The organism is Ignavibacteriales bacterium (assembly GCA_020635255.1).
GTDB lineage: Bacteria > Bacteroidota > Ignavibacteria > Tepidaquicellales > Tepidaquicellaceae > JAEYVS01.
Genome location: JACKAC010000001.1, coordinates 483978 through 507815 on the forward strand (window position 1 = coordinate 483978; position 23838 = coordinate 507815).

Sequence of the window (23838 nt, forward strand, 5' to 3'; positions counted from 1 at the left end):
AATTTCTTCAGGTTTACTTTTCAGCCGGATCTGCTGTTTTATCATTCTTAAAATATGAACCATAGGATACTTCATACCCGAGACGATTCAATAATTCATAAACTATCTCCAATTGATCCTGGTCCAGCCTGATATTTAATTTATTGTTAAGTTTCACAATCTCTACTTTTCCCTTCTTCATAAGCGGCTTTAATCTTACGGTTTTTTCCATATATTCATCAGCCTCGTCAAAATCCTTTGACATAAAACTTACAATTGCTAAGGCTAAATAAGTTTCGACATTTTTTTTGTTTTTTTCCAAAGCCTTTAAGAGTTCTTTCTTCGCTGATTCGTAATCCTTAGTATCAATGTAGCAATATCCCAAAGCTGTAAAATAATTATCGTTGTCATAATAATCCTGTGAAAGCGCCTCTTTAAGGTCTTCTATTGCTTTATTAATGTGCTTTGAATTCTTATAAGATACCGCCCTTCTATAAAATACCTTGCTGCTAAGAAAGGATTCTTGTGAAAATTTAATCATGTATGAATAATTATAAGCTGATTCAGTATATTTCCTTTGCGTAAAATATATTTCAGCTAATTTTTCATAAGCAATTACATAAGTGGAATCTGTATAAATAGAATTATAATAGTTTGTCATGGCTGATATTGTATCGCCCTTTTTTAAGTAGATATCTCCTTTTAAACTATATGGATACGGGTCATCATAATTCAGCTCAAGTGCTTTGTCGCAATATTTAATTGCATTATCATAATATCCCAAGTACTCATAGTCCATAAAGGCCAGATAGAAGTATGTTTGCGGGTCGTTATTGCGAAGGTTCAGAGATCTGTCAAAATCTTTTGAAGCATCCGTTAATTTGTCGTCTTTCATATATGAATAACCGCGTTCTCTAAAGAACTTTGCATCGTGATCGTTGAGATCAACTGCTATCGTGAAGTTATCGATAGCTTTTTTATAATTTCCAACATTTGAGTAACAAATTCCCTTTAAATAGTATACATTTGCGTCATCCGGAAAACAGGCAATGTAACCTTCTAGTAAATCAATGCACCTGACATAATCAGACCTGCTATAAAGATCATACGCAATACAGTATTCATGCATTGCTGAAACAGCCTTTGGATCGTCAGGACTGATTATTTTTGTGTTCAAAAAATCGTCTGATCTTACGGCAAAATTAAGAGTTTGAACGCCAACATCCTTATAAGAAGAACATGTAATTCCTATCAATTCACCATTTGAATTTACTAATGCTCCTCCACTGCTTCCACCTGATATGCTGGCAGTATACTGCAGGAAGATTTGGTCTTTAAACGGGAACTGGTAAATATTTGAAAGAACTCCATCGGAAAAAGTATTGCTGATGGAAAATGGGTTACCATATGCATATACTTCAGAACCTTTTTTAATATCAATCGTTGACACCGGTTTTATGTAATATTTTAGTTCTTCGTTTAATTTTAATATCAGTATATCCTTTTCCGGATTTGCTCCTATAATCTTTGGGTTATAATACGTAGTACCATCAATTTCTAAATTCATTCTGCAGTCTTTATCGAATAAATGAAAATTTGTCCATATCACTCCTGAAGGATCGACCACTACGCCGCTTCCCTGATTGTTATAATCGCCGCTTCCGTCATAACTTGTAATATAGACGATAGCCCCCGATATCTTATCATGTACCTCATCGCTTCTAAGCTGAGAAAATACTTCACCTGTAAGTGAGATCAATAGAGTGAGAATAATAAATGCTCCGATTAATATCTTATTCGTATTTAAATTTTTCATTTTTTCTTTATCCTTAAATCCGTTATCTGAAAATTTTAGATAACGGGATTTTTTAGTTCTGAAATGTTTAAGTGAACAATCTCACTGTTGAACTGAAGTGAGCTTCCGATAATATTCCCTGTCTGGAGCCTGAGATCTATTCCTTCCCCGACAGGCTCGTTTATATTCTTTGGATTGTTTTCAAATTCATCAAGGAATATTTCTGTTTTGTTTAACAATACTGTCTCTTCTGGCTTTTCCTCCAGGTTCATCCTGTAGATTTCAATAGCCGAAGATGTGATCAGTTTCTTAAAATACTCTTTGTAAATATCTGTTCGGTTGTAAACATCCAGGCTGATAAGATTGTTCTTGAAAAATATCGCCGCTCCATTTGCCTTCTCTGTGATCTTAAATCTGTTTACAAACTTATCAAAATCCACAGGCATATCGGAAAAGAGATTTGTCATGTCCAATGTTTTCGAATGTTTATTATGATCTGTTTGCCTGTATTGTATCTCCTCCCAAACCTTGGACTGTTTTGAACTAAAGGATTTATCATTTCTCAGACTTCTTTGAACATCGATGTTCTTTACTTTTCTGAGAAGTGACGGAGCATAAAAATCTGAAGGTTTGAAATTTCTCCTGGAGTAATTCCACCTGCCCCTTTCTACACAGCTAACCGGGATAATGGTGATGGAATTTGGCCCGATAAATACTGAGGTGTTTAAGAGGCGGTTCTGTTTGCCTCCTTCCAGGATATCTCCGTCTGAGAAAAATACATAACTCCTTGAAGAATTTGTTATCTTCAGTGAATTTACTTTCCCTGAATCAGATATTTCAGAGATGTGAATTATTCCTTCATTAATAGCCCTGTTTCCGGAGATATAGTCCAGGCTGTTTACATTACCGTATTCAAACTGTAGAACTGAAAGGCACTTTGCTGATTGAACTGATTTAAAGATGGTTTCCATATCAACGTTGTTTAGTTTACTGTCAATATAGAAGTTTTTCAAAGAAAGTTACTATCAGTCAGTGATAATAATTTAAGCTTATCTATGGAGTTTTTTGAACATATTTATCGCGTTTTGACGATTTTTTTCCTTAAGAGAAATGGAATCATCAATTTCGCGCACTTTCAAACTAATATTGTAATAGGCTTGATTCAAAGATTTTTCCTCATGTAATAAATCATCATCGTTATCATCTCTAACTAAAGCAGGTCCTTGACGTAAATAAACTGTATTTTGAGATATATATCTTTTAACTTTATCCTCAATTTCATTTCGATTGACTGAAAGGTTATGGAGGTCATTTAACAGTTGAATGTTGCTAAGTTCTTTCGTATTGAAAAAATGTATAGTTTCATCTTTTTGAAAAACAATATTAATTTCATCTAATTTGAATATATGTAAAGGGACACATGAAATAAATCTAACGTCCCCATTTGTATTTTTTACAGACACGTTTATAAAAAGTTTATTTGCAAGGCCATGTATAAATTTCATTACAAGCTTATCTCCGAGGATTTCGTTTAGATCACTAAAGTCAAATGAGTCGTCCAGGTATAATACAGACGAGAATTTTGCTATAATGAATTCATTGCAAATACATTTGTACAAGTTTTCATCAATTTCACTTATTAATTCAACGCCACTCCGTGCTTCTGAATGTATTTGAATCCCAACAGATCGTAAATCAGAAAGATATCTGTCAATTGAGGGAATGCTTTTATCACAAATTTCAGCTAAATCATCACGAGTAACCTTGGAGTTAGAAAAAATTATGTGTAAAGTTATTGTTAATAAATCCTTGGCCTTTTCAGGTTTAAACCTGTCTAGCATTATAATATTGTTTAATTCGTAAACTAATATTAAATTTTTTTAATCATAAAAAAAACTACTAAATAACTGTTATAATTAAACCTGATATTTTATAAATTATGCAGCTTACCTTAGACCGTGCTCAGGAAATTGTTGAACATTATAATAATTCCAATAATAAATATACCGGTATTTTTAAAAGTATTAATGTGTTGCCATATTCAGCTGAAGAGATAAAACACTCTGTCAAGTATCTTTTGTTGTTTTATAGTGAGTTGTATAAACAAAATGGTATTTTAAAAGAAGAATTTGCCGGTTTAATTGATTCTCATATTCAAATATATATTTCGATAGCAACGTATATTGAAGATGAGAAAATTCTAAAGATCTTGCAAAACTCCAAGGTGATTAACGAAACCTTTGCCAATTTTACTGATATGTATCAAGCAATTGAGGTAATTCAAATGGTGAATGTAACCTCTGAAGTATATGATGATTTCTTAAAGACAGCAAACTCTATAATAAAGTTGGAGGGAGAAATCCAAAGATTTATTAGAGAAAAGTGTATTACTTTAAACTAATCTAATTGAAAGATGAGAAAGGATAATTATATATTGTTATCTTCCTTTCAGAAGAAAGCATTAAATGGACTTCTGTCAGCCTGGGTTGAAATACTTAGCCCGGTTGATAAAAAAATTTTATCCGATGGAGACATGAATCGGTATAAAAAGCTTTTTAAAAAATCCAATGGAGTAACATTTGATAAAGCTATGTCAGAGTTAGCTGATCTAAAGAAGAAACTATCCGAAAAAGTTTACGGAGGCTTATAATGTTGAAGATTGGCATACTGGTGTGTTTATTTTTATGTTTATCTTTCAATATTAATCAAAGTACTGTAATAAGAGATACACCCAGTGACTCTATAGAGTACGGAATAGTGAAGAGAATTATCGATGGTGATACTTTTGAATTAGAAAACGGGGAAAGGGTAAGACTAATTGGAATTGATACGCCAGAAAAATACGATAGTGATAAGCTAAACAAAGATATTGAAATGAGCAGTAAGGATAGAGAGACAATTGTTCAATTGGGCTTAATGGCTTCAGATTATGCAGACAGTATTCTTTCCGGCAAAGAGGTAATATTAATTCCTGATTCCACTAATTCGAATAGAGATAGATACAAAAGACTGCTCCGGTATGTATATTATAACGATACAATCTTTTTTAATCTTCAGATCATTAAAGATGGTTTTGCTTATGCATATACAAAATATCCGTTTGTTTACATGGAAGAATTTAGACAGGCTGAACGTGATGCGCGAGAAAACAGGAAGGGACTTTGGGGAAATGTAGATTTTGATGAACTTAAACCTAATAAAAAGTAATAACATTCATGAATTCAGGGGGAAAAAGAGCCAGCTTCAAGCTAAGAGCTATGGAGCATCAAATAAAGTATAGAACTGATATTCTTAAGACTGGATATAATAGACACAAAACCTGGTTAACTGATGATGGCATTAGAAATGGATTAAATTTCTATAATGGATTTGCAGTATTTGATGCAGTCAAAATTCGCTATCCTGGTTTCAAAAACCGATCTTATTATGATATGCTTCGAAGTGAACATATCCCATTCAATTTTTTTATTCCTTTAAAGCAAAATGAACTGTATTGCAGGAACGTATTTAATGATATATTGGGCAGTATAATTAAATCAATTGACAGAGTAGAAATAGAATATGCACCCTCCTCAAGAAGTAATTATTTAAATGACAGGACTTCCTTTGATGCTTATTTAGAATATACTCATATAAATGGTTGTAAAGGGACTATAGGAGTTGAAGTAAAATATACGGAAAGAGGAGATACAGCAGCCGACAAGCAGTTGTTATATTTAAGGGATAAATCCTCTCCATATTATATAGTTTCAGAAAAATCCAAGTTATACAAACCAAATGTTTATGATCATCTTATCAGTAAAGAATTCCGCCAGGTATGGAGGAACCAGCTTTTAGGTGAAAGTATTATTCAGAATGATAATATTTCATACTCAACTCTAATAACAGTATTCCCTGAAGGAAATACATATTATGAAGAGGTATGCGGCAAATATATTAAATTTATGAATAAGAATGAAAATAAATTTATTGGGCTAAAATACGAGGATTTGTTTTCGATCCTTGACTCAAATGTTCCAGGTTCTGATTATTCTAAGTGGTTAAATTATTTAAAAACTCGTTATATTGTAGATTGAATCATCTAAAGTAAATTGTGAGAAATTAATTTTGGAATTAACTAAAGCAATAAAGTTATTAAAGAAAAACATCCATAAAGGAATGCGCCTCGATCCCAATCCCCGTACCAAATATAAGATCGTTACTGAAGTTCCTCCATATAAATGCAAAAACTTTAAAAATTCTTTAGGATATAGAATTCAGGTTGGTAAAAAATCCTTTATAAACATTCCGTTGGATATGTTAGAAATCTTAATAAACGATTCAAAAGAAACCGGTATTTATAACCGGAATAATTTCCTTAAAAAATATCCAAAACAAATTAAAGATAAACCGTGTTATGTACACGCCATTGGAAAGTTACTTCAATGTTCTGGAATAGCAGTGCAAGAAAACGGTAACTATATTATTCAAATTTAAAACTTCTTTTTAGAAGGTTTCATTAATTTAATTATCATTATGAATACTTCTTCACATTTATTAAGTAAATCCACTTTTCTAAGAGGATCTCAGTGTGGGAAATCTCTTTATTTAAATAAATTTCACAAGGAGTATCGAGACCCTATTGATGAGTCAAAACAAGCAATTTTTGATACAGGCCATATAGTTGGAGAACTTGCAAAAAGATTATTCCCAGGTGGAGTAGATTCTAATTTTGGTGCTGACTTGGATACTCAAAAAGCTATAAATGAGACAAAAAGACTTATTGATTCAGGAATAAAAGTAATTTATGAAGCAGCCTTTATGTTTCAAGAGTGTTTGACTGTAGTGGATATCTTGGTCCATGATGGAGATTGCTGGAAAGCTTATGAGGTAAAAAGTTCTGCATCCATAAAAAAGGTAAATATACTCGATATATCATATCAGTATTATATTATTAAAGAATCTGGATTACCATTAGATGATATTTTTATTGTATATATTGATAGTGATTATGTAAGAATAGGTGATTTGGATGTTACAAAGCTTTTCAAAAGAGAATCATTAAAAGTAAAATGTGAAGAAAATAAGAAACTGATAGAAAAATCTGTGAATGACTTTAAAAGTATCCTTCAGTCTTCGGATACTCCTTCAATTGATATCGGGGAGCAATGTTTTTCGCCATATGATTGTGATTTTTATGGTTACTGTTGGAGTCATATCCCGGAAAACTCTGTATTTGATATAGCAGGAATGAGAATGAAAAAGAAATTAGAACTTTATAAGAATGGAATAACAAAATTATCTGACATAGATGAAGATGAAGTAAGTGAATTGCAACTAATACAGATTCAATCCCATAAAACGAATAATTCGCGGATAGACAAACAAAAAATTCAAGAATTTATTGACAATCTTAGATATCCGCTATATTTTTTGGATTTTGAAACTATAAATCCGGCTATTCCACTTTATGATAATACACGCCCATACAGACAGATCCCATTTCAGTACTCTTTACATGTTTTGGATAATATGTCCACTGAACCCAGACATTTTGAATTCTTAGCTAATAGTAGTAATGACTCCAGGGAACAATTCATAATTTCCTTGATTGAACATTTACAAAAAGAAGGCGATATAATTGTATATAATATGTCATTTGAGAGCAGCCGGTTAAGTGAAATAGCATTAGCGTTTCCTAAATATAAAGATGAAGTTGAAGCAATTATAAACCGTGCCAAGGATCTGATGGGTCCCTTTAGAGAGAAATCGTATTATAAACCTGATATGAATGGATCGTATTCTTTAAAAGTGGTTTTACCTTCACTAGTACCCGAAATGAGCTATGATGGACTACAAATCTCAAATGGTTCCTCTGCCAGCAGTGCATTTTTATATTTAATTGGGAATAATATAGAAGGAAAAGAGAAAGAAGAAATTAGAAATAACTTACTTGAATATTGTAAACTAGATACACTTGCTCTTGTAAGGATTTTAGAGGTATTGAACAAAGAAGTAGTATAAACCAAAATCTTAAATTATATTGCCCAAAGAGATAACAAAAGAACTGCTAAGACAGGTTGAAATCACAGCATCAGTTTATGAAAGTCCTGGTAAGTATTCCGAACATGATATGGCCGATCGCTATAATTGCAGTGTGCAGAGTATAAGGAGGGATTTCGTCAAAATTAGAAGTGAAGGGGTTTCTATTCATTCTTCTAAAGGCAAACTATATATTGAAAATAAAATAAAATTAAATAAACTTAATCAGCTCATATCTCTATATCTCGCTCTTAATGAGAACGACCTTATTAGAAATTTGGGACCAATTACAAGAAAGTACGGTAATAAAACCTTGAGCATTTTTGTAAAAATCATTAAAGCAATAAACGAAAAAAGGAAACTTAGTATTGAATACGGAATTACATCATACGGAGATCCTATAAAAAGAGTGGTTACCCCAATTGGGTTTAATAAGGTAGCACATACCTTCAACCTAATTGCTCTTGAGAATGATGTTCAAGATAATGTAAAATTTTTTTTATTTGAGCGAATTATCAGTGTTAAATTTAATAAAGAAAAATCATCCTTGAAAGTTTTTCCAAATTTGTATGACATATACAGGTTTTCCTGGTCAAACTATACCGGTATTAAGGAGTCGAGTAATGTAGAATTGTTATTTGATAAAAAACATAAAAAGTATTTAAAGGATAAGATATTTGTTCAAGAGCAAGAAGTAATTGACGTGCCGGAAGGCATATTATTAAAGCTAAAGGTAAAGATTTCTTTTGAGTTCATTTCCTGGGTAATGGGATGGGGTGGAGATGTAAAGGTAATAAAGCCTTCAAAGCTGAAAAAAGACATTTTGGAAAAGTCTAATTCGATCTTAAGATTATATTCATAAAATTTATTTTAACCTGATGAGAATTAATTAATCCTTGTTTTTACTATTTTTTTGTAAAAAAGGAGATAAATATTTGAATAGGGTAAATAGTAACAACATAAGTGAGATTTCAGATGCAGATTTACAAACCGGAGAATTTCAGTTTACGGATGAGGTATTCCAGACTAAAATTTCAAAGGGTTTAAAAAATGCTCTATATCCGTTTCACCAAACTAAAATCAATGAGTTTGAGTTTGATTTCATAAAATCTTATTTGTTCTCTTTATATGAAAGTGTCAGGATTGATTCGAACATCGAAATAATCGCCTTCAATACACATGCATCACTTCAGAATCCTATTGTTGTAGCTCCTCAAATAAGATCAAGGGATGAAAACAATAACGTTATCCTTGAAAACCAACTTATTACAGTTGATATTGGGTTTGGTAAATCACAATACCAGATGTCAATTTATATGAGAGTAGATGCCGGTCCCGGATTTGATGTTATTAACAATTACTATGTAGCTGCACTTGGTATCGAACCCGAATCAATTACTCCAAGTGGCCTGATAGATTATGTTTATACGGAATCCTTAAAAAATTCTTTTTACCGTAACAAAATTATTTCACTTAAGACTAATCCGACGGAAAGTCAAGAAGTGATAAAAATAGATACATTACCGGTTACTGAGTTTGAGAATGAAACTATTGACGAGATATATATTCCTGATAATATTAAAAATGAATTTATCAGATTTGAAAATACCATAAAGAATTATAAAAATATTAGATACGGGTTGAGATACTTGCTTTGCGGTGAGCCGGGGACTGGAAAAACCAAGACAATCCGTGCCATGATAAATCTGTGTTTTGGGCATGCAACAATAATACTTGTTCAAGGGCATCAGAAATTAAAAACAGCGATCGAGTTATCGTAGGAAGCTTACGCAAAGAATCATATAACCTTAAAACAGCAAATGCACTAATTGCTCTTGCGCCGGACTCTTTATCGCTTGAACTTTTAAACATAACGAATCTTCCAATGTTCAATGAAGATCTGGAAGCAACTCCTCCAAATGAATGGGTAGAATTCCGGAAACAAATCATTAATGCTGATGGACTTCTTTTCCTCACCCCTGAATATAATCGCTCAGTACCCGGTGTTTTGAAAAATGCAATTGACGTAGGCTCCCGTCCGTACATACAAAATTCATGGGCTGGAAAACCGGCAGCAATTGTTAGTGTTTCAACTGGTAACATTAGCGGATTCGGAGCTAATCACCATTTGAGACAGTCCATGGTTTTTGTAAATGTGGCCACCATGGCGCAGCCGGAAGCATACATTGGAGGAGCTGCAACACTTTTTGACGATAAAGGAAAGCTGACCAACGACTCTACTAAAGCCTTCCTGAATAGTTTTATGGCAGCTTTTGAAAAATGGGTTGATACAAATGCACAGAAATAACACAAGCATAGGATTATTATGAATGTTTTAAATAATTTCTTGATTTGATACATTTAGTAAACTCTTAATCAAAAAATATGAAACAATATTCTAATCTTATTGAAGCAATAAACGAACTGACAAAACGAGGTTATACATTCAATTTCAATATAGATACTGATTGTATTGAGTGTGTTGAAAACCATATTCGACTCCGCCCTCATGAATTTGAAATTGACGAAGTGCATAGATTTCAGGAAATGTCAGATATAGATAATGAGAGTATTTTATATGCTATATCATCAACACAAAATAATGTTAAAGGGCTTTTAGTGAACGCATATAGTATTTATGCCGACACTGCCTCGGCTGAATTGGCTCGGAAACTAACTCATATCAGGTAATTAAAGAATAATTCAATGGAACATCAGAATACTGTCAGGTGCCATCAATTTACTTCCTTGTAAAATTTTTTGTAACCTTTCAAAAGTTGATTTACTCTAATAGGTAGAACAACTTAAACCAAAGAAAATGGAAATTACAAAAACAAATCAATCTTTGACACAAACATTCAATCTGTTAAAGGTTACATTCGTTATTGTCCCTATCGTCGCAGGAGCTGATAAATTTACAAACCTTTTGACCAATTGGGAGCAATATATTAATCCTTCTTTGGCTGGTCTATTACCGTTTTCTGCCTCAACCTTTATGATGATCGTAGGTGTAATCGAAATAATTGCCGGTATCATTGTCCTTAAAAAGCCGCAAATTGGAGGATATATTGTTGCAGCCTGGCTTACCCTCATTGCATTGACATTATTGGCCGCATTTAACTATGTTGATGTAGCTGTACGTGACCTTGTGATGGCTGTCTCTGCTTTTGCCATGGCAAGAATATCAAAAATAAGTACTTAAAACATTGCAAACTTATGGTTTCATTTGAAAAGTTTACCGAAACAGAAATTATCGGACGAATTATAAGAGGGGAAAAATCACTTTATGAATTAATTGTAAGAAGGTTTAATCCCTATTTGTATAAGATTGGAAGGTCATACAACTATAATCACGAAGACACACAGGATCTAATGCAGGATACTTTTATTGATGCGTACAAAAATCTGAACCAATTTGAAGGACGCGCGAGCTTTAAAACGTGGATCATTCGCATTATGATGAATAATTGTTACAGGAAAAAAAGGAAGTCTAGCTTTAAAAATGAAATTATACAGGATATGAACGATAACTCAAAACCAATGTTTATCAGCGGTAATAATGACACTGAAAAAACAATTCAAAACCGTGAGTTAGGGCATATCATAGAAAAAGCTCTTGTCAATATTCCTTTCGACTACAGGATGGTTTTTTCCTTACGAGAGATAAACGGACTAAATGTATCGGATACTGCAGACCTTTTGGAAATCAGCGAATCCAATGTCAAGGTCAGGCTAAACAGGGCTAAGTCAATGTTAAGGAAGGAAATAGAAAGCAATTATGCTGCGGGGGAATTGTTCGAATTTAATCTAATCTACTGCGATGCAATAGTAGAAAACGTTATGAAGAGTATAAATGAAATTTAAAATTATTTTATGGAAGATGTAATAAACAATAGTTTAAGCGAAGTCTATACTGATGTGTTGTATCAGGATAATTCTATTGAGCTAAGCGAAGACGAAAAAATTAATAAGATAGAATTTCATTTTGAGCAAATAATGCGCACGCTAGGGCTTAATCTTAATGATGACAGCTTGAGTGGTACTCCAAAAAGGGTGGCGAAAATGTTCGTGAAGGAAATGTTCAGCGGATTAAATCCTGATAATAAGCCGGAGATAACCCTTTTTGAAAACAAGTATGGCTATGAAAATATGCTAGTCGAAAAGGATATTACTCTTTACTCTTATTGCGAACATCATTTTGTGCCAATCATTGGAAAAGTACACGTTGCTTATATTCCCGGAAGGAAAGTAATGGGTTTATCAAAGATAAACCGCCTGGTGCAGTATTATGCAAAACGTCCCCAGGTGCAGGAACGGCTCACGATGCAGATATCAGAAGCATTAAAAGAAGTAGTACAGCATAACGATGTTGCAGTTATTATTGATGCGGAACATTTGTGCGTATCATCTAGAGGAATCAAAGATACTAAAAGTACAACTATTACATCAATTTATTCCGGCAAATTTAAAAATATAATTGTCAGAGATGAATTTCTATCATACTTAAATAAGAGGTAAATATTATGTCGGATATTTTAAAAATATTATCCATCGAACACCTGACGCACGATGTACTCAGGATCACTGTAGAAAAATCTGCACAGCTGGCTTACATTCCGGGACAAGCCACAGATTTGTCAATCAATAAACCCGGCTGGGAAAAAGAATTACGGACCTTCACCTTTACTTCTCTACCAAGTGATGAAAATGTAGAATTCACCATAAAAACCTATCCTTCACACAATGGAGTTACGAATCAGCTCCTTACATTAAACAAAGGTGATGAAATTATTATTCATGATATTTATGGGGATATTAAATATAAAGGTGAAGGTATATTTATTGCGGGAGGAGCAGGAGTAACACCTTTCATTGCAATTTTTAAACAACTTGAGGAGAAGAACGAGATCGGTAATAATAAACTGATCTTTGCAAATAAAACTGTTTCTGATATTATTCTGGAAGATAAATTCAACGCGATGCTGGGCAGTAATTTCATCAACGTACTTTCTGACGAAGAACGTGAGGGATATGAACACGGATTTATTTCAGCAGAACTGATAAAAAAGCACATGGACCAAAACACCCGGTATTTCTATCTCTGCGGACCACCGCCGATGATGAAGGCTACAGAAAAGCACTTAGACACATTAGGGGTTAAAGACAACTTTATTGTGAAAGAGGCTTTTTAGCGTGACCAAAGTTATGCTCGAGATGATTTTAGAACTCCTTCACTTTTCTGATAAGATGTATCAAAACAACCACACCTTATTATCTATAGATTCCATAATAGGAGATCCGATCTCATCATGGTGGCAGGAGGGAGTGTTGAAACAATGAAGAAGATAATTCGGCGAACCGAGACAATAAAGAATCCTCGTACTTCGAAGAATCTCTTAGTAGAAGATTCTCCGGAAAATACTTACATGCAAACTCTGCTACAGAAATAGCCGCACGCATGAACATGTCGCGTATGCTCTGCAGCTGATGCCAGTGATGAATCCAATAATATCAATTAATATCATAAATATTTGACAGCTCGTTTAAGCTGACGCAATTCTCGAACTCTAACAATAGCTTCACCGCGCAAAGGAAAATGCATGACAAAAACTTTTGATGTGCCTATGTTTTCTTGCCAACCAAAAGAAAAATCTTTTGACCCGGTATATTTTTCGTATGTGACTTTACCGATGAAACAGACTACCTTCGGCATCTCTGTTTTCATTATACGAGAGATTTTTTTGTGACCAGGTAACTCCTCATGCTTCTGGATCTCTGTAATATCTACAGTTGGTCTGCCTATAATGTTTACGAATCCAAGCCCGTATTCTCCATTAAACTTCTCTCTGTACATCCGTTCTAATGTATTATCGTCACGCAATTCGTCTCTTTTCTCCTTGATAAGACCGGCTTCCGAGAGAAGATACCAAAACAATTTGTTATTGGAAAAAGGAACGCGACGATTAAACGACCCAGGATGTGGGTTAATACCTACAAAAAGTATATTCGGTTTTTTGTATCTATACCTGATCATATTTTTGGTTCGGGATAAATGAGTTGTCCTTTTCTTACTTTCAAAAAAGGTGTCATCCTGTGCTTTGTAGCGGATGCACGACTCATAATATCCTGCACCAACCCTTTTCAGTAAGCGCATCACCAATGAGTGAACGATGGCATCGCCACGGCAAGGCCTCAGCGCTCATAATTGCGGTGTTTCTGAGGCTCGCAATCTTGATAAGCGCTTTAAGCCCTTCCTCGAATTCCTCGTTCGCCATATTTCCAAGGGAATTGTATTGATGGTCTCTGTACCTATTAAAGCCTCCACATATTTCACATCGCTGAATGAAGGATCTTTACTACTTGTGCTAGCCCACAATACTCGTTGTCGTTTTGCTCCTTTTGCTTCCAGTTTTTTAAAGCGGTCACTATTTATTACCTCCTGGTAAATTTCATAAGCCTTTTTTGCGGAAGCGATAGCCACTTCTCCTGTCAGAGTACTCAACCCTTTTTTCTCCAGCATCGGATCAATCATAACATCAATACGGCTGAGAAAAAAACTTGCTACTGATGCCATCTGATCAATGGTTTGGTTAGAATTCAATCTGTCTTCAAGGCCGTATACATAGGCATCAGCTACTTCCTTATATCTGGGCAAACCAAACAGCAAGGTTACATTAATATTTATCCCTTTGCTGATACAATGTCGAATGGCCGGCAAGCCTTCCTGTGTACCAGGAATTTTGATCATTACATTTTTTCGATCAACTGCTTGCCATAATTCTTTTACCTGAGTTATGGTTCCCTCTGTATCGAGAGCAAGGTGGGGAGAAACCTCAAGGCTCACAAAACCATCTTCCCCTTTGGTTTCATCATAAACCGGTTTAAAAAAATCAGCGGCACGTTTAATATCTTTGATCGCAAGGCCAAAAAATACTTCACTGGTGCTGGTTTTTTGTTTTGAAAGTGCTGCAATATCTTCATCATATGCGGTGCTGTTGCTGATTGCCTTTTCAAAAATAGCAGGGTTGGATGTAAGGCCCCTGATTCCATCTTCTTTAATTAGTTTCCTTAATTCCCCCGAGTCCATAATTTTGCGATCCAGTAAATCGAGCCAGATGCTCTGACCGAAATCGAGTATGTGTTTTACTTTATTTGTTTCCATGATTAGTTCAGTTAATTTTGTTTTCTAACTTTCTAACTTTCTAACTTTCTGCAATCTTCTTATATGTCTCTCAGCGTTGGTAAATTTTGCGCTTAAAAATGCTGAGATAAATTCCTGTGCTGTTGCAAAACCAATAACACTTCCACCAAGACAAATCAAATTCATATCATCATCCTCCACACCCTGATGCGCAGAAAAATAATCGTTGATTAAAGCTGCTCTCACACCAATAACTTTGTTGGCAGCAATTGATGCGCCAACTCCACTACCGCAAATTGCAATACCCCGCTCAACTTCATATGCAGCTACGGATTTAGCAAGCGGAATTACAAAATCAGGATAATCATCTGTGTCATCCAGAATAGTTGCACCAAAATCTATTACCTCAAATCCCTGATTATTCAGGACTCATGGATATTATTTTTTAATATAAATCCACCATGATCTGCTGCAATTCCTATTTTCATTTTTCAAGTAGTTTTTTTGCCCTGGTCACCACATTGTCAATTGTAAATCCAAATAATTTAAACAATTCTTCTGCAGGTGCAGAATGTCCGAATGTGTTGATGCCGACAACATCGCCCTCATCGGTTACATATTTATGCCAGCCTAGTGGTGAGCCGGCTTCTACAGCCAATCTTTTTCTCAATGTTTGTGGAAATATTTTTTCTTTATAAGCGGCATCCTGTTTTTCAAACAATTCCCACGAAGGCATACTTACTACACGGGCCTCAATGTTTTGCTCTTTTAATTTCTGCTGAGCTGCTATTATTAATTGAACTTCAGAGCCGGTACCGATCAAAATTATTTGAGGATATGTTTCTGATTCGGATAGAATGTAGGCTCCTTTTTCCAGTTCATCAGCTTTCGTGTATTTTTCCTGGTCAATTACTGGAACTCCCTGTCTTGTTAATATAATCGCTACCGGACCATCGGTATGTTCCAAAGCAACTCTCCATGCCTGCACTGTTTCATTAGCATCGGCTGGGCGAATAAACGTTATGTTTGGTATAGACCTTAATGAGATTAATTGTTCAACGGGCTGATGCGTTGTTCCATCTTCACCCAATCCGATACTATCATGCGTGTAAATAAATATTGGACGAATTTTCATGATGGCTGCGAGGCGAATGGGCGGCCGCATATATTCGGAGAAAATAAGGAAGGTTGCGCCATAAGGAATAATAATTTTGCTAAGGGCTAATCCATTTAAGATAGCACCCATGGCATGTTCCCTAATACCGAAGTGGAAGTTGCGTCCGTTACGATCCTCAACTGAAAATGATTTGTATTTCTCTAGGTCCGTATATGTGGATGGAGCCAGATCTGCCGAACCACCAATCAAGTTGGGCAAATAGTCAGCAATTACATTCAGAACTTTTTCCGAAGCTTTTCGGGTTGCAATCTTTTCTCCGGTTTTAAAAACCAATAACTTTTCCTTCCACCCTTCAGGCAACCTACCGCTGCTTAATAATTCATATTCATTCACCAGCACTGTATATTTTTCTTTATAGCGCTTGTACAATTCGTTCCAATCCTGTTCCTTTTTTATTCCCCTAATACCGGCTTTACGATAATAATTTAAAACTTCATCTGGAATATCAAAATTCCTATCAGGTTCAAAACCAAAGCTTTTCTTCACCAGTTTTATTTCTTCTTCACCCAAAGGGGAACCATGTGCTCTGGCAGTATCTGCTTTGTTGGGGCTACCATAGCCTATATGTGTACGAACTTTTATCAGGGAAGGACGATTGGTTTCATTTTGGGCATTTTTTATAGCCGAGGATAACGCTTCTAAATCATTGCCATCTGCAAGTACTTGAACGTGCCAGCCAAAGGCTTCAAAACGTTGTGCAAGGTCCTCATCAAATGTTAGGTTGGTATTCCCTTCAATTGTAATATGGTTATTATCATACAAATAAATCATGTTGCCTAATTGGAGATGTCCTGCCAAAGATGCGGCTTCAGAAGTTATGCCTTCCATCAAATCACCATCGCTGCAGATAGCATAAATTTTATAATTGAAAATATCGAAGCCCGGCTTATTGTACCGGGCAGCCATATATTTTTGCGCAATAGCAAATCCCACTCCATTGGCAAAGCCCTGACCTAATGGTCCAGTTGTAACTTCAATGCCCGCTAACAATCCATATTCAGGATGTCCTGCAGTTTTGCTATGTAATTGTCGGAATTTTTTAATATCATTCAATGTGATATCATAACCTGTTAGGTACAAAAAACTGTATTGTAACATGCAGGCATGGCCGTTAGACAAAATAAACCTGTCGCGATTAGGCCATTCATGATTACGCGGATTATAGTTCATGGATTCCGTCCATAAAACATGGCCTACAGAGGCAAGCCCCATAGGAGCTCCCGGATGACCAGAGTTTGCTTTTTGAACTGCATCAGCCGCTAATATACGCACTGTGTCAATTGCCTTTTGCTGAATAGATGTTGTTTCTGTTTTCATTTTTTAAAAAAATAAAAGTATGTGTTGTCTTAACTATGAAAAATTGGTTCAATCTATATTAATTTCATTAATATCTTTTCAATTGATTCCCTTTCGTTAGTATCTTCAGTTCTTATATAATCCTTTTTAAATGTTAGAAGCTCAAAATAGTCAAAAAATTTTTTTGTAAGTTCTTCGCCAAATTCAGTTACTTTTGAATAATCCTTAAGTTCTCAGGAGTATAAGATGTATCTATCTATTTTATCTATATTTAGTTTTGTAATTGATTGTGTGATGCCGTTTTAAAGAATATCAATTAGATCGCTTACTATCAATATAAATAGAAGTAATACCAATTAAGTTCTCGAATAGTAATCTTTTTCTTATTGTGATTGTGGATGAATACATTATAATACTCAGGTTGTAAGAATACCTGCAAAAGAATTCATTGATCTGCTTACTAGAAATCCTGAAATAAGTATGAAAATGTTATTATGGTTTGCGAAAAGGCTAAGAACTCTTACTAGCCATGTAGAGGGGAAGTAACACTAAAAGATGTCACCAAACGGTAGTAGGTTATATCATTACAGAATATGACAGTAAACATGGAAATGATGAATAATTGATAGAGCTCACTATAAGCAAGAATGACTTAGCGTCGTATTGGGTACTATAATCGAGACTCTTTCTCTAACATTTCAAAATTCATCCAAATCAATATTTTAATAGAAAAATCATTATATTGATTTAAGTCAAGGTAACTCCTTTATAAATTTTGTAATTTTATAGAAAAAAGGAGATTACCCAAAATGATAGTAGAAAAAGAAAACAGAATCGGTGATCTGGTCACAAAGAATTTCCAATCAGCCAGAGTATTTGAAGAGTTTGGACTGGATTATTGCTGCGGTGGAAAGAAAAGCATCAATCAAGCCTGTAAAGATAAAGGGATTGATGAAAATTTAGTGATTGAGAAATTATCCAGACTTGAAGAGGATAATTCATCCTCCAGCCATTACGGAGATTGGGATGCCGGATTCCTTGCAGATTATATTGTGAATAATCACCATAGATATATTAGAAAAAATATTCCAAGTATAGAAAATCATTTACAAAAAGTGATATCAGCTCATGGTGAAAGGAACCCCGAAGTTGTGAAAGTAGGGGAGCAATTCAAGATAATGAAAGATGATCTTTTGATGCATATGTCAAAAGAAGAGAAGATGTTATTCCCATATATTCATAAATTGTATTTGGCAAAAAATAACTCACAGGTTATTTCTGTACCACCCTTTGGGAAAGTACAAAACCCGATTAAAGTAATGGAAGAAGAGCACCAGCAAGCCGGCGATGATATGGCGAAAATAAGTAAGCTAACGAATAACTATACACCTCCTAATAATTCCTGCGGGACTTTTCGTGTTTTGTATAGTGAATTAAAGGATTTTGAAAAAGATCTGCACGTACACGTTCACTTAGAAAATAATATACTTTTTCCAAAAGCTATGGAACTTGAATATAGTGTAATGAAAATAGATCAGGATTCCTGCAGCATGTAAAAAGTATTGAGGGACAAAATGAAAAAGACAATTTTTACAATATTTAGTTTACTGTTGATGATAATTTATCCGACCTTGTTATTCGGTGAAACAGAAAATGAAGGGATGGATATGAAACTGTATACAAGAATTCTGAGCTTTGGTTTGTTAGTGCTTATCTTTCTGATATTCATCGTATTGATTTACAATACTTCAGATATTACCGTGAAAGAACCTTCAAGTGAAAATGTAAGTGTTAAGATTTTACCAGACTCTTTTGCATGTTCCGTTGTAAAAAGTAATACCAGTCTAGCGGGAGAAATGAAATATATAAACATTATCTATTATATGGTGATTGTATTGATACTTTTTTATATTGTCATATTTCTTTTTACAATATTTTAGAGAAAACATACTGGAAATAATATCAAATAATGAATCAAAGAGCAAAAATGAAAAGATATAAAATAATATTTTACATTATAGTGGTAGTAATGTTAATGTTATTGACGCAAAATAATACCACTACCTGTCCGAGATGTAATGCAACATTTTATGATGAGTTAACCACAACGAGAGAGAATACACTTGTATCGAAAGAGCTGTTAGGAGCTATCAATAACTACGGCATGGCTAGCTCACAGTACTCGCAACAAGTATCTTCAGTTGTGACCTCAACTACAGGAAGAACAATACAGGTTCCAGATAAAGAAGGTGATAAGAAGGAATTTATTGAAATAATAAACAGAGATAATGGGCTTTCAATTCCGCCAACAAGCTATGTACCGCAGAATACTGCATCTACAAAAAAGGTAAGCATAGATTTGTATGAAGGTGAAGTGTATATTGGAAACGGAGTTATGTATAAAGGATTTGTAACCAATGGAACAATTCCCGGTCCTACAATAATTGTAGAAGAAGGTGACATAGTAGAATTTACAGTCAATAATAAAGGTAATGTACCACACGGAGCATCAATTCACGCGGCATATACTCAAACTTCAAAATACCTGGGTAAGATTCCTTCCGGTGAAAGCAGAACGATGGTATTTAAAGTTACAGTCCCTGGTGTATATATGTATCACTGCGCACCGGGTGGCCATGCAATCCCAATGCATATAATATTTGGTCAATATGGTATGATGGTTGTAAAGCCAAAGAAGCAATATAAGATGGAACAAATACTTAACAAAAAACCGGATGTTGAGATATATTTAAATCAGCATGAATTTTATGCAAGTGGTAAAGATGCTGTAACAAGTGATCCAATGTATGTTACATTCAACGGAAAGATATTCCGATATGTAGAGGAGCCAATAAAAGCAAAGCCGGGTGATTATGTTAGGATATATTTTTTAAATTCAGGTCCTAATCTGCTGTCCACATTCCACATTGTTGGAATAATATGGGATTTTGTTTATTGGCAGGGAAATCCGGATGCTGTAATGCAAGGTGGTCAGAGTGTTACAGCTGGTCCAGCTGATTCATGGGTAATAGAATTTAGAATGCCCCCTGATGAGGGATCATATTATATGATCACGCACGCAGTAGGATCAACAGACAGAGGAGCAATAGGCTTACTGGTATGTGATGACAGTGCTAAGACGCCGGCGGTTGTACTAGGAGATGGACCTACCTACGATACTAAGGAAATGGAAGAGATCAAATCCAAATCAACAAGGACAATATCACCATTTGAGCCTGGTAGTCCAGATGTGGATGTGCCTGTAGTATATGATGAAACTACGAAGGAAGTAACAATTAAGATTATAGGAAATTCATTCAGTCCAAAGGTTGTTAAAGTTACACCTGGGACGAAAGTCAAGTGGGTAAATGAGGATGTATTCTCATATATGGAGGGGGAGTTTGCCGGAATACACAATGTAGTGACGTACGAGGGTCCCAATAATTTTACATCAGAGCTGTTGGCTCATACGGAATCATTTGAGTATACATTCGAAGATGAAGGTGAGTATAAATATATGTGTACTCCGCATCCATATATGAGAGGTGTAGTGACTGTACAAGAGTCTCAAACAACATCATCGGCTTCAGGTGGATTGTTAAACACAATATTGCCAATTATATCATTTGCGATGCTACTTATAGTGTTGTTCTTGGTAAGTTCCATAAAAAGAAAATATAATACTGTAAATGTTTAACGGTGAAATAAAATGGGAAAACCATTAAAAAGAATTGATGAAATTAAGCCATTTAGTAGAGATCATCACCATAGCTTATTATTATGCTGGAAGATAAAAACTGGTTTAAAGAAAGGAATTCCTATCAACAGAATAAAAGCATATACTGACTGGTTTTATAAAAATCACATTGTTCATCATTTTGAATTGGAAGAAAAGCATTTGTACCCGGTTTTAGGAATTGATAATGAATTGATTAAGCAGGCGATTGAAGAGCATAAGCAACTAACTAAACTTTTTACTGAAAAAAATAATATTGATAACAATCTGGAGTTAATTACTACTGAGCTTGAAAAACATATTCGGTTTGAAGAAGGAATCTTATTCAATGAGATTCAAAAAGCTGCTTCTGATGATCAATTGATGAAATTTGAACAGATACATTCCGACGAAAGATTTGTTGACAATTTAAGTGATGAATTTTGGCTATATAAAGAATAAAATTTATAAACATTTTAAAAAGGATGTTGCAATAAATGAAATTCACAATAAAAAGAGTTTATGAAGAACCTGATAAAAAGGATGGTTACCGAATCCTTGTAGACAGACTTTGGCCGCGTGGATTAACTAAAGAAAAGGCAAGGGTGGATTTATGGTTAAAAGATATAGCACCTTCAACTAAACTTAGGAAATGGTTTGATCACGATCCTGAAAAATGGAAAGAATTTGAAAAAAGATATATATTAGAACTCAAAGGAAATAAAGAACCTGTGCAAATTTTAATAGAGCAAATTAAGAAAAAAGATGTAACCTTAGTTTATGGCACAAAAGATGAAGTCCACAATGAGGCTCGTGTGCTTTTGAACGAATTCAAAAGGCACATCTCTGCTCGAACCAAAATTATGAAAAAAAAATTGTAATTTTACCATTTTTATCTTAATGAATCTGAAATTCATTTTATAGTGTAAGCTGTTCTGATATTATTATGAAACTTTACTGGACTATTAATAATGGTGTTATTAAAACGAGGATGGGATTTTTGAAATTAAAATTAATGAGCAAGTATCTTCAGATTTTGCAGGAAGGATGTCGCCTCTGGTTTTTACCGTATTTTAATCGGGGACATTTTTGATAACTTCAAGTGATAGTGTTGTGTTTGTGAAAAGTAAGAATGCTTTAACAAAATATTACATAATAGAAAATAAACCCATAGAATTATTTATCACCCCCAATGAATTAAGTGGTTCATTGAGTGAATTAATAAATTATAATTATTATTTGCGTGTTAAAGATGATTTTTTAGGTCAAGTCACTCTCAATTTTAAAGGTCCTGTAGCATTCTTCTATATAGTTTCATCTGATGATGAAAAATTTACTGCAAAGGATCTGGATAGATACAGGAAAAATGAGAATACTAATATTAGCTATAATTTTACAAGTATCACCTAAGAGCAGATACCCTTATTTCGATGAATCAGCTTGGAAGACACTAGATACCTCAAATACTGTTATATGGCTATTGTATTTACCATTAATTTATCTGTAAATAATAACCTTATACCAGGTTAATGGCACCGTATTGCTTAGTGTACCACAAACTCAAAATTAGGCAATAAACGCAAAGTTTTGATTTTTTATAAATTTTCTTGAATAATCCTCTAAAATAACCATTCGATTATTACAAAATTTTAACTTTTATCCTAGAAATACATTTATTAATTTTACGGATAAAATAATTTACCAAATAATCCTAAATGCTCGAAGTTAATTATTACCTCATTCTCAGCGCATTTTTATTTTCCATAGGTGTTATTGGAGTACTCGTCCGAAGAAACGCAATCATCATATTTATGTGTATAGAGCTTATGTTAAACGCGATTAATCTATCGTTGGTAGCATTTTCATCATATATGGGCGATGTGAGCGGGCAGATATTCGTTTTCATGGTATTAACTGTCGCTGCAGCTGAGACAGCAGTCGGTCTGGCTATCACTATTTCACTTTACAGGAATAAGGATACACTCAATATCGACGAACTCAACATCTTAAAATGGTAAATAAAACCGAATGACGAATTTATTTTTCCTAATAATACTTCTGCCACTTGTTGGATTCCTAATTAACGGAATCTTCGGCAAGAAAATAAATAACGAAAAGTTTTCAGGATGTCTTTCATCGCTGCTCGTATTCATTCCATTTGTGATTGGGGTAGGACTGCTTTTCCAGATGATTGGAGTGCCTGAGGAAGAAGAAACATTACGGTTAACTTTTTTCAGCTGAATACAAACCGGGAATTTATCGGTAAATGTTTCATATCTAATTGATCCCCTGTCGATAACAATGCTTCTTATCATAACGTGAATTGGTTTTTTGATACACGTTTATTCGATCGGGTATATGCACGGCGACCAGGATTTTGCTAAGTTCTTTGCTTTCCTCAATCTCTTCAGTTTTTGCAATGCTGAACCTGATTCTGGCAGATAATTTCCTACTGGTATTTCTCGGTTGGGATGGTGTGGGGCTATGTTCATAACTTCTGATTGGATTCTGGTATGAACAGAAATTCACCAGTGATGCAACTAAGAATGCATTCGTAATGAACAGGATTGGCGACTTTGGTTTTATGATTGCTATGTTCCTCATCTTCGCAAACTTCGGCACACTTACGATTTTTCAGTTTATAGGCATTTGCAGACTAAATCTACCAACATTAATAGTAAGTGCCGAGAAGGCAATTGAAGTAAATTTTTAAA

At 34.3% G+C, this 23838-nt stretch carries 30 protein-coding genes and 1 pseudogene; 24 read left to right on the forward strand and 7 right to left on the reverse strand.

Annotated elements, in window-relative coordinates; translation table 11 throughout:
* Nucleotides 1–13: 13 nt before the first annotated feature.
* The 3 genes from H6614_02165 to H6614_02175 are packed head-to-tail and all read right to left on the reverse strand — an operon-like array spanning nt 14 to nt 3615.
* Nucleotides 14–1795 (reverse strand): trypsin-like peptidase domain-containing protein, encoded by a 1782-nt coding sequence (locus tag H6614_02165; protein ID MCB9242462.1) that lies wholly within the window; start codon nt 1793–1795, stop codon nt 14–16.
* 35 nt (nt 1796–1830) lie between these two features.
* Entirely contained in the window at nt 1831–2787 is a 957-nt protein-coding gene (locus H6614_02170; GenBank protein ID MCB9242463.1) for a hypothetical protein, read from the reverse strand.
* 36 nt (nt 2788–2823) lie between these two features.
* Nucleotides 2824–3615, reverse strand: coding sequence for a hypothetical protein (locus H6614_02175; GenBank protein MCB9242464.1), 792 nt, complete (start codon nt 3613–3615; stop codon nt 2824–2826).
* 98 nt (nt 3616–3713) lie between these two features.
* On the opposite strand from H6614_02175, the gene H6614_02180 reads away from it, so the two are divergent.
* From H6614_02180 to H6614_02245, 14 genes are all read left to right on the forward strand, one after another.
* Entirely contained in the window at nt 3714–4175 is a 462-nt protein-coding gene (locus H6614_02180) for a hypothetical protein (protein ID MCB9242465.1), read from the forward strand.
* A 12-nt stretch (nt 4176–4187) separates the two neighbouring features.
* Nucleotides 4188–4424 carry a hypothetical protein gene (locus H6614_02185; protein ID MCB9242466.1) on the forward strand — a complete coding sequence of 79 codons (237 nt, stop codon included), beginning with the start codon at nt 4188–4190 and terminating at the stop codon, nt 4422–4424.
* Nucleotides 4424–4981 (forward strand): thermonuclease family protein, encoded by a 558-nt coding sequence (locus H6614_02190; GenBank protein ID MCB9242467.1) that lies wholly within the window; start codon nt 4424–4426, stop codon nt 4979–4981. Before H6614_02185 ends, H6614_02190 begins: the two co-directional genes overlap by 1 nt.
* Nucleotides 4982–4989: 8 nt before the next feature.
* The gene (locus H6614_02195) at nt 4990–5850 is read left to right on the forward strand and encodes a hypothetical protein (GenBank protein MCB9242468.1); all 861 of its coding nucleotides are present in this window, start codon (nt 4990–4992) and stop codon (nt 5848–5850) included.
* A gap of 31 nt (nt 5851–5881) precedes the next feature.
* On the forward strand, nt 5882–6250 hold the full coding sequence (locus tag H6614_02200; GenBank protein MCB9242469.1) for a hypothetical protein: 369 nt from the start codon (nt 5882–5884) through the stop codon (nt 6248–6250).
* Nucleotides 6251–6289: 39 nt separating this feature from the next.
* Nucleotides 6290–7777 carry a DUF2779 domain-containing protein gene (locus tag H6614_02205; GenBank protein MCB9242470.1) on the forward strand — a complete coding sequence of 496 codons (1488 nt, stop codon included), beginning with the start codon at nt 6290–6292 and terminating at the stop codon, nt 7775–7777.
* A gap of 19 nt (nt 7778–7796) precedes the next feature.
* On the forward strand, nt 7797–8657 hold the full coding sequence (locus H6614_02210; GenBank protein ID MCB9242471.1) for a WYL domain-containing transcriptional regulator: 861 nt from the start codon (nt 7797–7799) through the stop codon (nt 8655–8657).
* A gap of 73 nt (nt 8658–8730) precedes the next feature.
* Nucleotides 8731–9576, forward strand: a complete 846-nt coding sequence (locus H6614_02215) for a hypothetical protein (protein ID MCB9242472.1) — start codon at nt 8731–8733, stop codon at nt 9574–9576.
* Nucleotides 9504–10103 carry an NAD(P)H-dependent oxidoreductase gene (locus H6614_02220; protein MCB9242473.1) on the forward strand — a complete coding sequence of 200 codons (600 nt, stop codon included), beginning with the start codon at nt 9504–9506 and terminating at the stop codon, nt 10101–10103. Before H6614_02215 ends, H6614_02220 begins: the two co-directional genes overlap by 73 nt.
* Nucleotides 10104–10180: 77 nt before the next feature.
* Nucleotides 10181–10486 (forward strand): phosphoribosylpyrophosphate synthetase, encoded by a 306-nt coding sequence (locus H6614_02225; protein ID MCB9242474.1) that lies wholly within the window; start codon nt 10181–10183, stop codon nt 10484–10486.
* Between the two features lie 127 nt (nt 10487–10613).
* Nucleotides 10614–10997, forward strand: coding sequence for a hypothetical protein (locus H6614_02230; protein MCB9242475.1), 384 nt, complete (start codon nt 10614–10616; stop codon nt 10995–10997).
* A gap of 14 nt (nt 10998–11011) precedes the next feature.
* On the forward strand, nt 11012–11659 hold the full coding sequence (locus H6614_02235) for a sigma-70 family RNA polymerase sigma factor (protein ID MCB9242476.1): 648 nt from the start codon (nt 11012–11014) through the stop codon (nt 11657–11659).
* A gap of 9 nt (nt 11660–11668) precedes the next feature.
* Complete coding sequence (gene folE, locus H6614_02240; GenBank protein ID MCB9242477.1) at nt 11669–12313, forward strand: GTP cyclohydrolase I FolE; 645 nt, start codon at nt 11669–11671, stop codon at nt 12311–12313.
* A gap of 5 nt (nt 12314–12318) precedes the next feature.
* Nucleotides 12319–12987 (forward strand): flavodoxin reductase, encoded by a 669-nt coding sequence (locus H6614_02245; protein MCB9242478.1) that lies wholly within the window; start codon nt 12319–12321, stop codon nt 12985–12987.
* Between the two features lie 329 nt (nt 12988–13316).
* Here H6614_02245 and H6614_02250 read toward each other — a convergent pair whose 3' ends face one another.
* The 4 genes and pseudogenes from H6614_02250 to tkt all read right to left on the reverse strand — a co-directional run bounded on the left by H6614_02250 (nt 13317) and on the right by tkt (nt 17430).
* A complete protein-coding gene (locus H6614_02250; GenBank protein ID MCB9242479.1) occupies nt 13317–13949 on the reverse strand; it encodes a hypothetical protein in 633 nt (210 codons plus the stop codon).
* Nucleotides 13950–13994: 45 nt separating this feature from the next.
* The gene (tal, locus tag H6614_02255; protein ID MCB9242480.1) at nt 13995–14957 is read right to left on the reverse strand and encodes a transaldolase; all 963 of its coding nucleotides are present in this window, start codon (nt 14955–14957) and stop codon (nt 13995–13997) included.
* A gap of 24 nt (nt 14958–14981) precedes the next feature.
* Nucleotides 14982–15424: pseudogene (locus tag H6614_02260) on the reverse strand (RpiB/LacA/LacB family sugar-phosphate isomerase).
* Entirely contained in the window at nt 15421–17430 is a 2010-nt protein-coding gene (gene tkt / locus H6614_02265) for a transketolase (GenBank protein ID MCB9242481.1), read from the reverse strand. Before tkt ends, H6614_02260 begins: the two are co-directional and overlap by 4 nt.
* A gap of 788 nt (nt 17431–18218) precedes the next feature.
* On the opposite strand from tkt, the gene ric reads away from it, so the two are divergent.
* The 10 genes from ric to H6614_02315 all read left to right on the forward strand — a co-directional run bounded on the left by ric (nt 18219) and on the right by H6614_02315 (nt 23837).
* Nucleotides 18219–18965, forward strand: a complete 747-nt coding sequence (ric, locus tag H6614_02270; GenBank protein MCB9242482.1) for an iron-sulfur cluster repair di-iron protein — start codon at nt 18219–18221, stop codon at nt 18963–18965.
* A 608-nt stretch (nt 18966–19573) separates the two neighbouring features.
* Nucleotides 19574–21106 (forward strand): multicopper oxidase domain-containing protein, encoded by a 1533-nt coding sequence (locus H6614_02275; GenBank protein MCB9242483.1) that lies wholly within the window; start codon nt 19574–19576, stop codon nt 21104–21106.
* A 12-nt stretch (nt 21107–21118) separates the two neighbouring features.
* Complete coding sequence (locus tag H6614_02280; GenBank protein MCB9242484.1) at nt 21119–21586, forward strand: hemerythrin domain-containing protein; 468 nt, start codon at nt 21119–21121, stop codon at nt 21584–21586.
* Between the two features lie 35 nt (nt 21587–21621).
* On the forward strand, nt 21622–22005 hold the full coding sequence (locus H6614_02285) for a DUF488 family protein (protein MCB9242485.1): 384 nt from the start codon (nt 21622–21624) through the stop codon (nt 22003–22005).
* A gap of 208 nt (nt 22006–22213) precedes the next feature.
* A complete protein-coding gene (locus tag H6614_02290) occupies nt 22214–22534 on the forward strand; it encodes a hypothetical protein (GenBank protein MCB9242486.1) in 321 nt (106 codons plus the stop codon).
* Nucleotides 22535–22839: 305 nt separating this feature from the next.
* Nucleotides 22840–23142 carry an NADH-quinone oxidoreductase subunit NuoK gene (nuoK, locus tag H6614_02295; protein ID MCB9242487.1) on the forward strand — a complete coding sequence of 101 codons (303 nt, stop codon included), beginning with the start codon at nt 22840–22842 and terminating at the stop codon, nt 23140–23142.
* Between the two features lie 10 nt (nt 23143–23152).
* Nucleotides 23153–23365 carry a hypothetical protein gene (locus H6614_02300; GenBank protein ID MCB9242488.1) on the forward strand — a complete coding sequence of 71 codons (213 nt, stop codon included), beginning with the start codon at nt 23153–23155 and terminating at the stop codon, nt 23363–23365.
* Nucleotides 23366–23446, forward strand: a complete 81-nt coding sequence (locus H6614_02305) for a hypothetical protein (protein MCB9242489.1) — start codon at nt 23366–23368, stop codon at nt 23444–23446. It abuts the gene before it with no gap.
* A gap of 9 nt (nt 23447–23455) precedes the next feature.
* A complete protein-coding gene (locus H6614_02310) occupies nt 23456–23569 on the forward strand; it encodes a hypothetical protein (protein MCB9242490.1) in 114 nt (37 codons plus the stop codon).
* 52 nt (nt 23570–23621) lie between these two features.
* Complete coding sequence (locus H6614_02315) at nt 23622–23837, forward strand: hypothetical protein (protein MCB9242491.1); 216 nt, start codon at nt 23622–23624, stop codon at nt 23835–23837.
* Nucleotide 23838 lies beyond the last annotated feature (1 nt).

Bases quoted from the DNA above. Each gene is read 5' to 3' on its own strand.
- H6614_02165 (MCB9242462.1), bottom strand. From the start codon at position 1,795: ATGAAAAATTTAAATACGAATAAGATATTAATCGGAGCATTTATTATT.
- H6614_02175 (MCB9242464.1), bottom strand. From the start codon at position 3,615: ATGCTAGACAGGTTTAAACCTGAAAAGGCCAAGGATTTATTAACAATA.
- H6614_02180 (MCB9242465.1), top strand. From the start codon at position 3,714: ATGCAGCTTACCTTAGACCGTGCTCAGGAAATTGTTGAACATTATAAT.
- H6614_02185 (MCB9242466.1), top strand. From the start codon at position 4,188: ATGAGAAAGGATAATTATATATTGTTATCTTCCTTTCAGAAGAAAGCA.
- H6614_02190 (MCB9242467.1), top strand. From the start codon at position 4,424: ATGTTGAAGATTGGCATACTGGTGTGTTTATTTTTATGTTTATCTTTC.
- H6614_02195 (MCB9242468.1), top strand. From the start codon at position 4,990: ATGAATTCAGGGGGAAAAAGAGCCAGCTTCAAGCTAAGAGCTATGGAG.
- H6614_02205 (MCB9242470.1), top strand. From the start codon at position 6,290: ATGAATACTTCTTCACATTTATTAAGTAAATCCACTTTTCTAAGAGGA.
- H6614_02225 (MCB9242474.1), top strand. From the start codon at position 10,181: ATGAAACAATATTCTAATCTTATTGAAGCAATAAACGAACTGACAAAA.
- H6614_02230 (MCB9242475.1), top strand. From the start codon at position 10,614: ATGGAAATTACAAAAACAAATCAATCTTTGACACAAACATTCAATCTG.
- H6614_02235 (MCB9242476.1), top strand. From the start codon at position 11,012: ATGGTTTCATTTGAAAAGTTTACCGAAACAGAAATTATCGGACGAATT.
- folE (MCB9242477.1), top strand. From the start codon at position 11,669: ATGGAAGATGTAATAAACAATAGTTTAAGCGAAGTCTATACTGATGTG.
- H6614_02245 (MCB9242478.1), top strand. From the start codon at position 12,319: ATGTCGGATATTTTAAAAATATTATCCATCGAACACCTGACGCACGAT.
- H6614_02250 (MCB9242479.1), bottom strand. From the start codon at position 13,949: ATGCGCTTACTGAAAAGGGTTGGTGCAGGATATTATGAGTCGTGCATC.
- tal (MCB9242480.1), bottom strand. From the start codon at position 14,957: ATGGAAACAAATAAAGTAAAACACATACTCGATTTCGGTCAGAGCATC.
- tkt (MCB9242481.1), bottom strand. From the start codon at position 17,430: ATGAAAACAGAAACAACATCTATTCAGCAAAAGGCAATTGACACAGTG.
- ric (MCB9242482.1), top strand. From the start codon at position 18,219: ATGATAGTAGAAAAAGAAAACAGAATCGGTGATCTGGTCACAAAGAAT.
- H6614_02275 (MCB9242483.1), top strand. From the start codon at position 19,574: ATGGCTAGCTCACAGTACTCGCAACAAGTATCTTCAGTTGTGACCTCA.
- H6614_02280 (MCB9242484.1), top strand. From the start codon at position 21,119: ATGGGAAAACCATTAAAAAGAATTGATGAAATTAAGCCATTTAGTAGA.
- H6614_02285 (MCB9242485.1), top strand. From the start codon at position 21,622: ATGAAATTCACAATAAAAAGAGTTTATGAAGAACCTGATAAAAAGGAT.
- nuoK (MCB9242487.1), top strand. From the start codon at position 22,840: ATGCTCGAAGTTAATTATTACCTCATTCTCAGCGCATTTTTATTTTCC.
- H6614_02300 (MCB9242488.1), top strand. From the start codon at position 23,153: ATGACGAATTTATTTTTCCTAATAATACTTCTGCCACTTGTTGGATTC.